The organism is Sphingobacterium bovistauri (genome assembly GCF_020295405.1).
Taxonomy (GTDB): Bacteria; Bacteroidota; Bacteroidia; order Sphingobacteriales; family Sphingobacteriaceae; genus Sphingobacterium; species Sphingobacterium bovistauri.
This window is the reverse complement of the sequence record NZ_JADEYP010000004.1, coordinates 175,383-189,116: the sequence shown is the minus strand read 5'-3', so window position 1 is coordinate 189,116 and position 13,734 is coordinate 175,383. Positions and strand designations below refer to the sequence as shown.

The 13,734-nt window shown below is 34.2% G+C and carries 9 protein-coding genes; 2 read left to right on the top strand and 7 right to left on the bottom strand.

What is annotated here, in order from left to right; genetic code table 11:
* Positions 1 to 165: 165 nt before the first annotated feature.
* From IPZ78_RS04015 to IPZ78_RS17290, 6 genes are all read right to left on the bottom strand, one after another.
* The gene (locus IPZ78_RS04015; RefSeq protein WP_225551645.1) at positions 166 to 1,557 is read right to left on the bottom strand and encodes a TlpA family protein disulfide reductase; all 1,392 of its coding nucleotides are present in this window, start codon (positions 1,555 to 1,557) and stop codon (positions 166 to 168) included.
* Positions 1,558 to 1,564: 7 nt separating this feature from the next.
* Complete coding sequence (locus tag IPZ78_RS04010; protein ID WP_225551644.1) at positions 1,565 to 2,923, bottom strand: PKD-like domain-containing protein; 1,359 nt, start codon at positions 2,921 to 2,923, stop codon at positions 1,565 to 1,567.
* A gap of 57 nt (positions 2,924 to 2,980) precedes the next feature.
* Positions 2,981 to 3,772, bottom strand: coding sequence for a DUF4843 domain-containing protein (locus IPZ78_RS04005; protein ID WP_225551643.1), 792 nt, complete (start codon positions 3,770 to 3,772; stop codon positions 2,981 to 2,983).
* Positions 3,773 to 3,782: 10 nt separating this feature from the next.
* The gene (locus tag IPZ78_RS04000; RefSeq protein WP_225551642.1) at positions 3,783 to 5,252 is read right to left on the bottom strand and encodes a RagB/SusD family nutrient uptake outer membrane protein; all 1,470 of its coding nucleotides are present in this window, start codon (positions 5,250 to 5,252) and stop codon (positions 3,783 to 3,785) included.
* 11 nt (positions 5,253 to 5,263) lie between these two features.
* Positions 5,264 to 8,614, bottom strand: a complete 3,351-nt coding sequence (locus tag IPZ78_RS03995; RefSeq protein ID WP_225551641.1) for a SusC/RagA family TonB-linked outer membrane protein — start codon at positions 8,612 to 8,614, stop codon at positions 5,264 to 5,266.
* A 119-nt stretch (positions 8,615 to 8,733) separates the two neighbouring features.
* Positions 8,734 to 9,849, bottom strand: a complete 1,116-nt coding sequence (locus tag IPZ78_RS17290; protein ID WP_225551640.1) for a FecR domain-containing protein — start codon at positions 9,847 to 9,849, stop codon at positions 8,734 to 8,736.
* 122 nt (positions 9,850 to 9,971) lie between these two features.
* On the opposite strand from IPZ78_RS17290, the gene IPZ78_RS03985 reads away from it, so the two are divergent.
* Positions 9,972 to 10,559 (top strand): RNA polymerase sigma factor, encoded by a 588-nt coding sequence (locus IPZ78_RS03985; RefSeq protein WP_225551639.1) that lies wholly within the window; start codon positions 9,972 to 9,974, stop codon positions 10,557 to 10,559.
* A gap of 66 nt (positions 10,560 to 10,625) precedes the next feature.
* Here the strand turns inward: IPZ78_RS03985 and IPZ78_RS03980 are convergent, their stop codons facing one another.
* Entirely contained in the window at positions 10,626 to 13,028 is a 2,403-nt protein-coding gene (locus IPZ78_RS03980; RefSeq protein ID WP_225551638.1) for an alpha/beta hydrolase family protein, read from the bottom strand.
* Between the two features lie 451 nt (positions 13,029 to 13,479).
* Here IPZ78_RS03980 and IPZ78_RS03975 point away from each other — a divergent pair, with 451 nt between their 5' ends.
* Positions 13,480 to 13,716, top strand: a complete 237-nt coding sequence (locus IPZ78_RS03975) for a glutaredoxin family protein (RefSeq protein WP_225551637.1) — start codon at positions 13,480 to 13,482, stop codon at positions 13,714 to 13,716.
* The last annotated feature ends 18 nt before the right edge of the window (positions 13,717 to 13,734 follow it).

Below are 13,734 nucleotides of genomic sequence, written 5' to 3'. Positions count from 1 at the left end.
TATAAACTCTTCTATTAGCAATAAAACAGAATCCAAAACTGTCAATAATTACAAAATATCCAAAATATCCTCTGTATCCAAGTATGCAGCTTAACAATTAGAAGTTTTCTTAAAAATCGAAATAAAACAAAGAAGCTGCCCTTTTTGGACAGCTTCTTTGTTGTTTTACAGCTTAAAAGAATTAAATAATTTCTTGATTTCATTCGAACTAGGTCGTGGCGCTTTATATTGCAAAAGCTTTCCCTCAGGACTATATAAAATGAAATGAGGAATACCTGTAACATTCATAAGCTTATCATAATTGGAATCACCTAACTCCCATTGGTTACCTTCCAATTTCAGTTCAGCAACCTTTTTACGCCAATCATCTTTATTATTATCTAATGATATACTTACAAAAACAATGTCCTTATCCTTATATTCTTTTTCGAGTTCGTGTAAAAAAGGAATCTCTTTAATACAAGGCACACACCACGAAGCCCACAAATCTATATAAACATATTTGCCTTTAAAATCTGCTAACGACACGTCATTTCCAGCAATATTTTTGAATTTAACTTCTGGTATATTACTTCCAGCACTTGTATAAATGAGATTTTTAAAATCCCTCATAATTGAGGATTTCATTTGCTCATCACCTGCCTTTGACAATAATACTTCCAAACGTTGTATATCGCTATTAAACATATCTGTATTGACAATCTTATATGATGTTACAAACCCTTCAAAATCCTTTTGAATAACCGCATTTATTAGCGCTTTAGTTTTAAAAAGTTCGTTTAATTTATCACTTTTTTGAGCTATACGATTCAAAGGATCTCTTTCATTGTTTAGAAAAGAGTTTATGAAATTATTAATATTAAAAACACCATTCCAGAACGTTAACATCATTTCTGAATCTATTATTGAAGGAATCTGTTTAGCTAATTCCTCCGGAATAACAAATTGTTTGCTACTAGTTGCAACACTCAAATAGTTGTTATATGACCATAAATTCAAATAATCTGCAATTTGCTTGTTTTTAACTTTGTGTTTAGCAGACAATGATTTCGCTTCAGAAAGATATGAATTTATCACTTTTGCGTATTCTTCTGGTTTATCGCGCTTGTAGAATAGATCACGCATTGTACAATTCGAAAAACTTGCGTACTCGATTAATGCACTATTTTCTGACTTTTTAGACTTATTTAAGACTGTCAAGTAAGTTGCCTTGTCGTAATTCAATTGAAAATCCAAATCATCTCCAGGCGCTACCAATAAGGGGAATGTCGCCCCCAATTGTCTATCCTTCTTAATAGGAACAAAAGAAATTTCGTACCAAGTAGGTTTAGAGATTTCAACCTTTACAGCAAAAGAACCATCAGCAGCAAGGGGATATTCTTCCCCTTGTTGTTTGTTCAATAAATCAGTAATTGATATTACATATTCATTACTCAAGTTAATGCGACCATTGATAGAAGTTGTTTTAGCTCGAGCTTCATTTACGTTAGCAAATGTGTTTAATGCGGATGTAAATAATAGAATAAAACACAAAAACGTATTAAAAATTACTTTCATAGCCTAATTATTTTCTCTTTTTGAAGAATATCTTAACAGGCTTATCTGCAATATTTGCAAATGTTGCTTTCTTAGCGCCTGTTTCTAAATCATAAACAACTACAGAACCTTTTAATCCAGTAGCATTTTCATCGTACACTGCCACATATAATTCTTTAATTGGGTCAAGATCATCCTTACCAACTTCTTTAGCTGGAGTTCTTGCCATACTCGTAATTACACCTGCTATGTCCAATGTAATATATGGTGTACTAGGGATATTATTCGTTGTATAGTACCACTTATAAATACTTCTGCCATTGGTGTAAGCTAAATAACTTAATTCTCCAATAAGCAATGTTTTTGAATCAGGTTTCAATGTCATATTCGTATTTGTAAATGTGCTTTCTTCTATGAATGTAAGTCGTGATTCTGAAAATACACTTCTTTTTATAATAGACGGATCGCTCTTAGATGAAGTCAACGTATAGCAATAATCTCCATAGGCAAAGAATTGAATCATATTTTGATTATTAAATCGAGTTCCGGTATTTGCATTTCTAGTCCATAAATTATGGAAAATAGAAGTTGCTGGTTCCCAAAAAAATCCACTCGTATAATTTTGCGTTGGTAACATTTGAGTTTTTAGTTCAAATACTTTAGTACCTGCAGTAGAATTATTAGAGACTACATGCTCGAGTGTAGCCAAATTATAGATTTTACCACTTTTATTTAAGATCAAAGAGCTTTTAGATGCATTATCTGGAATATTCATAAATACAGGCTTGAAATCAGGAAAATCTGGGGATTCAATTACTGCTTCTAATTCCAAAGTCTTATAATTCATTGCTGAAATTTTACCTTCTTCGGAAGAAACAAAAATCTGATTTTCACGCACAGCGATATCTGTAGGTGATTTACCAATTTTATCTCCAGGATTGCTCTTCTCAAAGCTATTGATATCGACATTTGCTTTATCTGTTAGCGAAAGGAACTGCCCCTCTTTTTTAGGAATAAAACTCAATGTACCTTCTTTGTTAGCATCTTCAGCTAGAATAAGTAAGCCCTCTTCATATTGTGAATTAACTCGTATTTTGAACTCCTTGAATACACTTCCATCCGTATTACTTACTTTTAGACGCACAGGATATGAACCTAAACGGGGGCTTTTAAAAGAAAAGTTCTTTTCAATAGATACTACCTTATAATCTACTTCCCATTCATATGTTAACGGCAAATCATCCTTTTGTTCTACGTCAGGTTTCAAAGTGTATTCCTCATTCAGACCTAAATCAATGGTAGCTTTTTCTGGAAAGCCCAAATTAACTTGAATAGTGGATATTTCGCGATTTGCAGTACTAGTATCATCTTTATAGCAGCTTTGCATTAAAATACACAAGGCAAGTAAAAAATATATTATTCGATTATTCATAATTATATCTAATTAATTAATAAAACCTGCGGGCTTAGGAATTCCTTTTACCCCTAATTCTTTATGATCAATAATAAAATAACGGTACAATGGTATTAATACATATTTTGTCAATGTATTATTATAATCATATGCCCATGTTCCAGGAAATTTTGGTAATAAAGGTCCACCAAAATCTTTCATCATATTCATATATGTGCCAGGAGCTAATCCTTCAACTTCATTAACTAACTCAACAAACTTAACATAGACCATTGGATTCCATGGACCTAACTGACTCGAAGGCCATAATCGCACATTATCATTAGCCCAAGGGTTCACCCAATGCGGTTGCTCGATTCTATTATTGAAGGTGATTACCGTACTTGATGTTTCTTTACTCGTCGGTACAAAATTTCCATTTTCTAAAAGATTAAATGCAATTTTATAATTGGCATTTCCTAAAGATTCTCTTAAAATTTCTAAAGGTATTATACCGTTTACAGAATCTGCTTTAACTAAAAAACTAGTAGGAATTTTATAATGAATATTCTCTTCTGCATCAGTTTTTGCTACTAGCAATTCGACATTAAATTCACGATCCTGAGAAGAAGGATTTCCCATTATTCTTACAGGAATATCCAATCTGTGATTTTTTGTCTCCAACGGAGTGATACCAAAAGAATAATCTATACTGTCGGTTATAAAATAAATTCCAGTTTTAAAATCATCTGCTTGAAATACATTTTCCTTACAAGAAGACAATGAAGCCAATGCAATCAGGATACAGCATACTCTTTTGATGTGATTTATATATCTTTTCATAATCTATCTTTTAATTATTAAACTCTTTTTCATCAATAGGAATTGGCCAAACATAAACATGATTGCTAGCTGGAATAACTACATCATCCGTGTTTTTGATTGGTAAATTAAGTCGTTTCATATTGAAGAAAGTTTGTCCCTCACCTATAAACTCTTTATATCTTTCATTTGTAATTCTTTCTAACGTCAATGCCAATGGAGTAGCACGATCGGACAACCCTAATAAGCCTCTAGAGTTTAAAACAACATTGAAATAACTCATTGCTGATATAGGATTAGAATCCATTAATGATTCAGCCATGATATAATACATCTCAGGTAATCGAATTAAATTTGTGCCGTCTACTAAATTCGCTGGTCTTGCATATTGTAATTCTTCATTAAATTGATACTTATCAATTAATTTAACAAAACGCTTTACAGCTCCAGACCCCAACATATTGTCTTTGAAACAAGTAGCTAAACGGTAATCAACTGGCTCCTCTTCTGCTGCATAAATATCCATAAGATCTGGACGCAGACCATAAGAATATAATGACGTGTAATTCCAAAATCTATCCTTTAATACCGTATAGTTACTTTTATTATACAACCCAAAGATGGTTTCAGTAGGATACAACATTCCGTTTTGCAAATCTGTCGCAAAAGCATTTGCTGTCATTAATTTAAATTTATTAGCGTCAATTACCTTTTTTGCATATTCGGCAGCTTTGACCTTATCACCTAGTGTCAAATAAACACGTGCTAAAGTTGCTTGTACAGCATACAAATTAAAGTGAGTTTCTCTATCGCGTATGAATGGTTCTGAAGGATTCACTTTAGGAAAAGTAAAATATTCCGCATCTTTTGCCAACAATTCTTCAGCAGCTAATAAATCTGTAATTATAAATTCGTACACTTTTGCTGCACTCGAAAAAGTAGAAGGACTCAATTCGAATTTTACAGAATATGGGATTCCGTCAGCATTTGAATTATTTTGGATATTCGCTGTATATAAACGTAGCAAATCAAAATGCATGAAAGCTCTAATACCCAATGCTTCGCCTTTATAAAGGTTATAATATCGCATAGAGTTCGCATTTATTTTATTCAAGCTAATGATAATATTATTCACATTAGCAATGTTTTTGTACATATCGCCCCAAATAGTATTCAATTTCGACTCAACATCCACATATTGGTAGTTATATTTCTTGGCATTCTCTACGATCAGGTTTCCAGGACAAACATAGTATTGTGCCAAAACATCAATCATATCATAAGACAATTCTCTTCCGTACAAGCTATTTGAGTTCATACTAGCATATACACCGTATAATGCGGACTCAAATCCTTCTGAATTGCTTAATAATTGCTCACCTGTTATTTCTCCGACAGGTCTTATATCCAAAAATTTATCGCATGATGTATTTAAAGTCAAACATACACCTAGCAAAGCTGTAAAAAGTTTGGGCAAATTATTTTTTATATTAAATTTCATATGACTTCGGATTAAAATAAAATATTGATATTAAAATCTACACCACGGCTATATAGGTAGTTTGTTCCACGTTCCATACGTACCGTAGACAATCTAAATAAATCATTCATACTCAACCCAAAAGAGAGTTTGTTAGCGCCTATTCTCTTTGCAACAGTATTAGAGAAATCGTAGGCTATATTAAAACGATCTAAAGACAATGTATTTTCCTTTTCGACGAAACGTGTAGTTGATTTCGGTGATGTTGCATCCGCAATATTTCGATATTGAGCAATATCACCTGGTTGTTGCCAACGATCTGTAAGCACTCTTACATCCGCATTAAACATGGGGTTAGATCCTTCAACTTTTGTAGCTCTTGTAGAATTATAGATATATCCACCATTAGTAAATCCAAAATAAGCTACTGCTGACAATCGCTTGTAACGTACTGTTGTAAATACATTACCCGATACCACTGGAGTTTGGTCGCCCATTACGATTTTATCATATGGATCATAGATAAACGTACGTTCACCATTACGTTTTATAAAAATCTCTTGACCTGTAGCAGCATCGATACCTCCTGAAGGTACAACCTTCAATGAAGTCGTGGATTCACCTTCGATAAACTGTGGTAATGGACTTCCTGATTCTACGCTATTATTGCGATCATTTTGGTTTTGTAAAGCATCCGAAATTTTTAAAATTTTATTTCTATTGTGTTGTAAATTTGTCCCCAACTGCCAAGACCATCTATCATTACGAACAGCATAAACGTCTGCACGCAACTCTACCCCTTTATTTTCCATCTCTCCTAAATTGTCTTTTCCAGTTACCACACCCGTAGAAGGAGCAAGCGTCTTATCTATCAATAAATCTGTGGTCCTGCGTAGATAAACATCAGCTGTAAGATTTACACGTCTGTTCCACAATGACATATCAACCCCTCCATTATAGTTCATGGTTCTTTCCCATTTCAAATCTGGATTTCCAATTGCCATAGGAACTGCTCCAATACCATTTAAGTAGGCTAATTCATTTCTATACTGATACGTAGTCAATGATTGGTAAGAAGCAAAATTTACTTTACCTGTATAACCCATGCTACCGCGTAATTTCAGGAGATTTATTACATCAGCATTCATAAATTCTTCATTATGTAAATTCCATCCTAAACCAGTAGACCAAAAATGTCCGTATCTATTATTGACACCAAACTTAGATGATCCAGACATTTGATAAACACCATCTACGTAGTATCGATTTTTGAGGGAGTAATTCACATTGAAGAAACTACTTAGATCCGTACTTAAGTCCTGTACACCTGAAGGTTGTTGACCATCAGGGTAGCTAGCTGCAAACTTCATGAATGCTAAATTATCAGCATAAAACCCTATCCCCATGAAAGAAGAACTTCTTGTATCAAAGCGATTGATAGTCGCACCAGTATTGATGGACAGCAAATTATCTTCTTTGAAGATTTTGTTATATGACAAGACTAAATTTCCTGAATAATTCAATCCCTTTGAATTTGTCTCATTCAGCATTCCCTTTTTGGATGGATCTGTCTCTGTTCTATAAGCTGCTGATAATGGAGATAAAAACCCTTCAACACCTCCTTGGTTTAAGGAAATATTCCAATGTGTAGTTAATCGGAAATTGGAATTGATATTCCAGCGTGCATCAAAATCATTACTGATTAACTGTGTCCAATTTCTACTAAAAGAACCTAAACTAGCTTCATATAATGGGTTTTCTTTTTCCCAAGATAATATCTTATTCAATTGTCCAAATTCATCATAAATCTGATCATATGGATTTAATTGGATAAAATTGGAGAAAGGTCCATAAGGAGAAGCAACAGAATTTACACGATTAAATGTAGTGCGATTTGTAAAAGAAAAACCTTTAGCTGTGTAATGCTCTAACATGAAACCGAATCCATATCGATCACGTCCATCCCCTTTCATCACACCATCTACTTGAGCAAAACGACCATTAAGTTCGTAGCGTGTACCTTGTGATCCTCCAGAAAGCCTTACCGAATGATCATGTGTAAAACCAACACGCGAAGGCTGTGCCATCCAATCTGTTTGTACGCCTCTACGTATCTGTTTAAAACGATTATTATATACTGAATCCAAACCGTACTGAAGTACAGGATCTGTAGAAGAATATAATCCAGCCAACTGCTCATATTCCAATTTCTGCATAGGATTCAATAAATTGTAATCTGAGAAATCTGGCATTTGAACTGAGCTAATTAAATTATATGCTATTCTCATTTTCCCTTCTGCAATACGCTTTCTTTCGATTACAATTACACCATTTGCAGCTCTCGCACCGTATAAAGCTGCCGCAGAAGCATCTTTCAAAACAGTTACAGATTCGATTTCATTGATATCCATATCATACAAATCCTGAAGCGTAACGATTGTACCATCACGGACGATCAATGGTTGATTCACAGATTGATCTGTATTAGTAAAAGAGGTCACACCACGTAATAACAGATCTGGAAGTTTGTTTGGATTTGACCCTTCTCGATTTTGCACTACAGTAGTTAATCCTGGTGTCAACATACTAATCGCCTCTAAAACACTAGTAGGTGATACAGCTTTCAACTGCTCGCCTGTAAAAGATTGAGAAGCACCTGTAAAAGATTCTTTTGATTTTTTAAACAAACCTGTTACGACAACATCCTCAATATCAGTTTCAAGAGTTTTTAGCTTGATCTCAACAAAATTATGCTTTGGAATAGTCACCGTTCTTGATTCCATACCGATATAGGAAACTAATAATTTAACATCTCCTTCTTTGATATCCAATTTAAACACCCCTTTATCATCTGTCATTACAGTTGTTCCACTTGGCAAAATCTGCACCGTAGCACCTACGATATATTTGCCTGTAGCGTCATCCGTAACTCGACCTCCAATTACAGTTTGTTGCTCCTCTGTTTTAGACTGTTGAAGCTGAAGATTATTCTTTTTCGGTTGAACTATAATTGACTTGCCATCAATCTTATAATCTAATGGTTGCGAAAGAAAGATTTCATCTAATACCGAACGCATAGATTTCTTTTGACTACTTACAGTTACAGTTTTTGCTGACTTCAATAAGTTCGCATTCAAGAAAAAGTTATAACCACTTTGTTTTCTAATTTCTTTGAGGACCTCTTCTAAAGAGGCTCTTTTTACATTCAGTGAAATCTCCTGCGAAAACACATTCGCCTGAGCCTGAACGAAAAAGCCAAAAACCAGTAGAAGTATACACTTCATCACAATTAATAATTTTAAAGTTTTTTTGATAGATTTTTCTATGGACCACACTTCTTTCCTTTCCTCAAAAGCGGTATCCATATGAACATTTTTATTCATACATTTGTGTTGTTAGGTTAATGATTATTAGCATATTAATCGCAAAGCGCCTATCAATCAGACCGTAGGTGACGCCATCATCTACGGTTCTTTTATTTGCGCAATATCTTAAAGTATAATTATTGCATCAACAGCCTCCTTTCTACGCCATCGTATACAACTTTGAATCGAAAATCACTACTCATTTCAATCAATTTTAACACTTCTGAAAGTGGTGAATTACGTTGTATCTCACCATAAAATTTTTCTGTTGGCCATGTATCAATTTCGATTTTAATATCGTACCAGCGTTCCACTTCCTGTAAGATTTCGCGAAGGCTGCTGTTATGAAATACAAATAAATTATTCTTCCAGCCAAGAACCATCTCCAAATCTACAGGTACTATTTTTATAGCTGATTTTTCATTCACCACACTTTGCTGTCCTGGCTTTAAAGTCTTAGACTCCCTGTTTGCCTTAATCACCTCTACTACTCCTTCAGCCAAACTTGTACGACTATACTCTTCCCCTTTATTAGCTTCAACATTAAAATGCGTTCCTAATACAGAAATAACTTGTTTTGATGAACGCACAAAAAATGGTTTTCTTCGTATTTGTTGGTCACCTCCAGTTAACGTCTGTTTTGCTACTTCGAAATACGCTTCACCTTCTAATTCCACTTCTCGGTAATTTTCATTAAATCTTGAAGGATAGCTTAGCTTAGCTCCAGCATTCAACCATACCTTTGTGCCGTCTTCCAATTCAATCTTAAATTGTCTACCCTTAGGTATATGTAACTGATACATTTCGATTTTATCAGCGGTTTTATTGAGTTGCCTCCCTTCAGAATCACTTATGGTATTATTAGCTAATTGAACCCCCGAAGTATTATGATCCAAATAGATTTGCTGCCCTCCTCCTGTAATTAATACAACCGAGTCCTGAGCTGGTAAAATTTGTGATGCCAAAATCAGCTCCTCTTTTGGTTCCCTATTTTTCAAAAAATAAACAGAAAATAATCCAACTAGTACAATGGATGCCGCAGCCACCCAGTAACCCCATTTGATCCTTAGAACAGGAGATTTTTCTAGTTTAATCTGATGATATAAATCATTTATTTCCTCACTAGACCAATCATAAGTACTTTCTTCACTCCTCACCGTATCAAGCCATGCTTCTACAAGCTGATTTTGGCTTGAATCAAGCTCGCCTTTTAAATACTTATCTAATAAATGATCAAATTCTTTGTTCTCCACAAATCGATTTTTTAGGTTTTATACTATGAAGTAACCTGTGTTATTGCAAACACATAGTTATTTTTAATTTTTTTTTAAAAATTTTTCAATGAAAAAAAGCTTTTGTTATATATTTACCAGCAGTGAAGGATTCAACAACCATATCAAATGAAAAACATCTATTAACTTCTTTAAAAAGTGGTGATGAAAAATCTTTCAATTTGTTATACCACACTTACGCCAAAAAGCTCCTTGAATTCAGTTATTCTTTTACTAAAAATAAAATCTCATCCGAAGAAATTGTACAAGATATCTTTGAATCTATCTGGAAAAAAAGAGAAGATTTAAATATTGATGGAAGTTTTCAGCATTACATTTTTGGGATAGCAAAACATAAGATTCTGAATTATTTCAGATCTGAAAAAGTCCGTAAAAAATACGTCGATCACTTCAATTTGTTTTTAGCTCAATACGACATCACGCCTTCTGTCCAAGATTTTATCAACCTTCAGGATTTAAAAACAATCATACATGAAGAACTAGAAATGCTACCCAATAAATGCAAAGAAGCATTTATGCGAAGTAGATTTGACCATAAAAGCTTAGATGAAATAGCGGATATCATGGGAATTTCTAAACGAACTGTTGAAAATTACATTACACAGGCTTTAAAACATCTAAGAATAAAATTAAAAGACTACTATTGGATCGTAATTCTATTTTTCATTTAGTCAAAAAAACGAGCTACATACACTATCTAGCTCGTTTTTTTATTAAAAGTAAATTCACAATTACATCTATTTACCTTTCAAATGTTTCTCTAAAAACTGATCCTGCTCCCAAAGCAAATGGAAGATATTTTCTTTTGCAGCATAGCCATGCGATTCACGTGGCAAAATCACCATACGAACAGGCGCACCTAGATTTTTTAAAGCTTGAAAATAACGTTCTGTCTGCATCGTAAAAGTACCCGGATTATTATCGGCAGCACCATGTGTCAATAGCATCGGTGTTTTCATTTTATTCGCACTCATAAATGGCGACATTGTCATATACAATTGCGGATCATCCCAAAAGTTACGTTGCTCCGATTGGAAACCAAAAGGTGTCAAAGTACGATTGTAAGCTCCTGAACGTGCAATACCTGCTGCAAATAAGTTTGAATTTGACAATAAATGAGCCGTCATAAACGCTCCATAAGAATGTCCTCCTACTGCAACTTTTTTACGATCAATATACCCCAAAGCATCTACAGCATTAATAGCCGCCTCAGCATTATCTACTAGTTGTGGAATAAATGTATCATTCGGCTCTGCTTTGCCCTCGCCGACTATTGGAAAAGCTGCATTGTCTAGTACTGCATAGCCTTTTGTTACCCAATAAATAAATGAGCCATAACTTGGGAAAGTAAATTCCTTCGGGTTGGCTGTACTTTGACCTGCTGTAGACTTGTCTTTATACTCACGTGGATATGCCCAAATCAATAATGGTAATTTTTCTTTCTTCGTGAAATCATAGCCTGCCGGTAAATACAATGTACCTGTTAATTCTACACCATCATTACGCTTGTAATTCAAAACTTCTTTATGAACAGCCTCTAAGCTTTTAAAAGGATTTTCAATAGCTGTAACAGCTTTAGTTTTTCCTGATTTAATATTTTTAGTATAGTAATTTGGATATTGCTTTGCCGATTGTAATGAAATCAGAATGTCACCTTTTGCGATATCAACCACATCAGCAATTCTTTCTTGCAAATCAGAAGAAGGTGCGGTATAAATTCTTTTCTTCTTCAATGTCTTTAAATCCAATTCATCAATAAAAGGAAACTCCCCTTCTTTTGTATTACCTGCACCCACCCAATAGGTTTTATCCTTATTGATAAACATACTATATGTGCCAAATTGGTTGCGCTCGCGATGCACATTACCTGGATGTGAATACACATCCTGACTATTGCGATCTACTAAAAGTCTAGCATCTCCAGATAATGGATTCAACACAAAAGTCTTGGTATTTCTAGTGTCGTACCAACTTGAAGAAACCAATGCATACGTGTCATTCCCCCAAATTATTCCTGCAAAACGGTCTTTAACCTTAGTTAATGAACTCGGTTCGCCATTAAACGGATATTCCCAAGTAAATAACTCATCACGATATTCAACAGCTTTATTAGCATCACCACCGTCCAGTGCTTGAACGAAGAATAATGTATTTGGCTTGTCGGCTCTCCATGTCAACATACGTTTCCCAGGTCTTGTCGATGAAAAACCTTTTGGCATTATTTCCATTAATGGAGTTTCATTCACCTTCTGTATCAAAGTTCCATCAGTCGCATATACATTTGTCTCTTGTGGAAATGAATTATATGATACAACATAAGAAAATGGCTTTTTAAGTTTTGAGACTAGCACAGATTTTCCATCGGGAGACACACTAGCTTGTGTGTATAAATCTCCAGCAAGAAACTTCGTTTCTTCACCATTCAAATTTATCCAATACAATTCTGCTGTCGCCAACGATACAAAATCTTGTTCATCTTGTGGATTTTTTAATAAATCTTGGTATGTTCTTAATTGAGAGACTTTACCTTCACTAGTAGAAACCACTGGACCCGTTGGCAAATCCTTACTGTGATCAATCAACGCAGGACGATCCACTGGTGATTTGCTAATTAACAATCCCTGTGAACTTCTTAACCATTGGTAAGGGTCATTCAATACTGCATTCAAATCATAATCTGTTAACTGTTTTGCCCGCTTATTGCTCACATCTAGGAGCCATAGCGATACTCCAGAATCGTTGGTATGCGTGAATGCAATGTATTTACTATCTATTGAAAAAGAAACATTTGAAATCAACGCATTAGCTGGCAACCCTGCTATATCATATTCTTTACCATCTTGTGCAGATCGCAAACGAAGATTATTAAAGTAATTTTCTGTACTTGAAATCCTTGTCTTCGCATTGATGCGTAATCCGGCCAATTTAATTTCTTCTTGTCCTAGTTCTTCCAACGTCTTGTATGTAGGTCGATAACTCAATAAAACCCATGCCTTATCAGGACTCAAACTAATAGCAGGTGGACGTTGATAATCTGCGAGGGCTAAGATTTCAGTAGAAGGCTTTTGGAAGGTAATATTTTCTTGTGCAAATACATTTGTACCCAACAACAAAAGAAAATAAACGGATATTTTTTTCATAATCATATTAAAAAGTAAGCTTTGAAATGATATTTTCCCATTAACCCTAATTCAATTATCATTATCAAAATTATGGTAGAATTACAGTGTAAAAATATAGCAAATAACAGCCAATTATGCACAATAAATTTTCATTTTTTACAATAAAATCCCAATCGGATATTGTTGTGAAATTTAGTTCACAACACCAAATTTTAAAGTTATCAACACCTCACAAAAGTTGATTTACAGCATTTTACAAACAAAACCAATCAACAGACGCAGTTTTAAAAAGTAAACTGTTAATAATGTGGAAAAGTATAACTACCGCTCCGATATAAAATATATGATATTTGTTAGAGGATCACAGTAATTCTTCGGTGATCGCAGCGTTATTTACAAACTTCAGTATTTTTTTTGTCCGGGACTCTACGGTTTTGGGACAAAATTACTATCAAACTTAATATACAACATGGCAAGAATCATTAAATTCGAAAAAAACGATTGTGCTCCATGCGCACAAGTGTCGACATACTTAGATAACAAAGGTATTTCGTATGAAACGATCAATCCATTTGATGAACCAGAATTGGCTGTTAAGTTTAAGGTACGTACTGTACCGACGGTGATTGTATTGGACGGTGAAGAAGTAAAACACCGTATCATCGGTTTCAAACCTGAAGAATTAGAAGCTGCTATCGCCCAATAAAATATTGTTCATAAAACT

What these genes read in the sequence shown, in the direction of transcription:
- IPZ78_RS03995 (WP_225551641.1), bottom strand. Translation starts at nt 8,614, where the DNA reads ATGAATAAAAATGTTCATATGGATACCGCTTTTGAGGAAAGGAAAGAA.
- IPZ78_RS04015 (WP_225551645.1), bottom strand. Translation starts at nt 1,557, where the DNA reads ATGAAAGTAATTTTTAATACGTTTTTGTGTTTTATTCTATTATTTACA.
- IPZ78_RS04010 (WP_225551644.1), bottom strand. Translation starts at nt 2,923, where the DNA reads ATGCAAAGCTGCTATAAAGATGATACTAGTACTGCAAATCGCGAAATA.
- IPZ78_RS04000 (WP_225551642.1), bottom strand. Translation starts at nt 5,252, where the DNA reads ATGAAATTTAATATAAAAAATAATTTGCCCAAACTTTTTACAGCTTTG.
- IPZ78_RS03980 (WP_225551638.1), bottom strand. Translation starts at nt 13,028, where the DNA reads ATGAAAAAAATATCCGTTTATTTTCTTTTGTTGTTGGGTACAAATGTA.
- IPZ78_RS03975 (WP_225551637.1), top strand. Translation starts at nt 13,480, where the DNA reads ATGGCAAGAATCATTAAATTCGAAAAAAACGATTGTGCTCCATGCGCA.
- IPZ78_RS04005 (WP_225551643.1), bottom strand. Translation starts at nt 3,772, where the DNA reads ATGAAAAGATATATAAATCACATCAAAAGAGTATGCTGTATCCTGATT.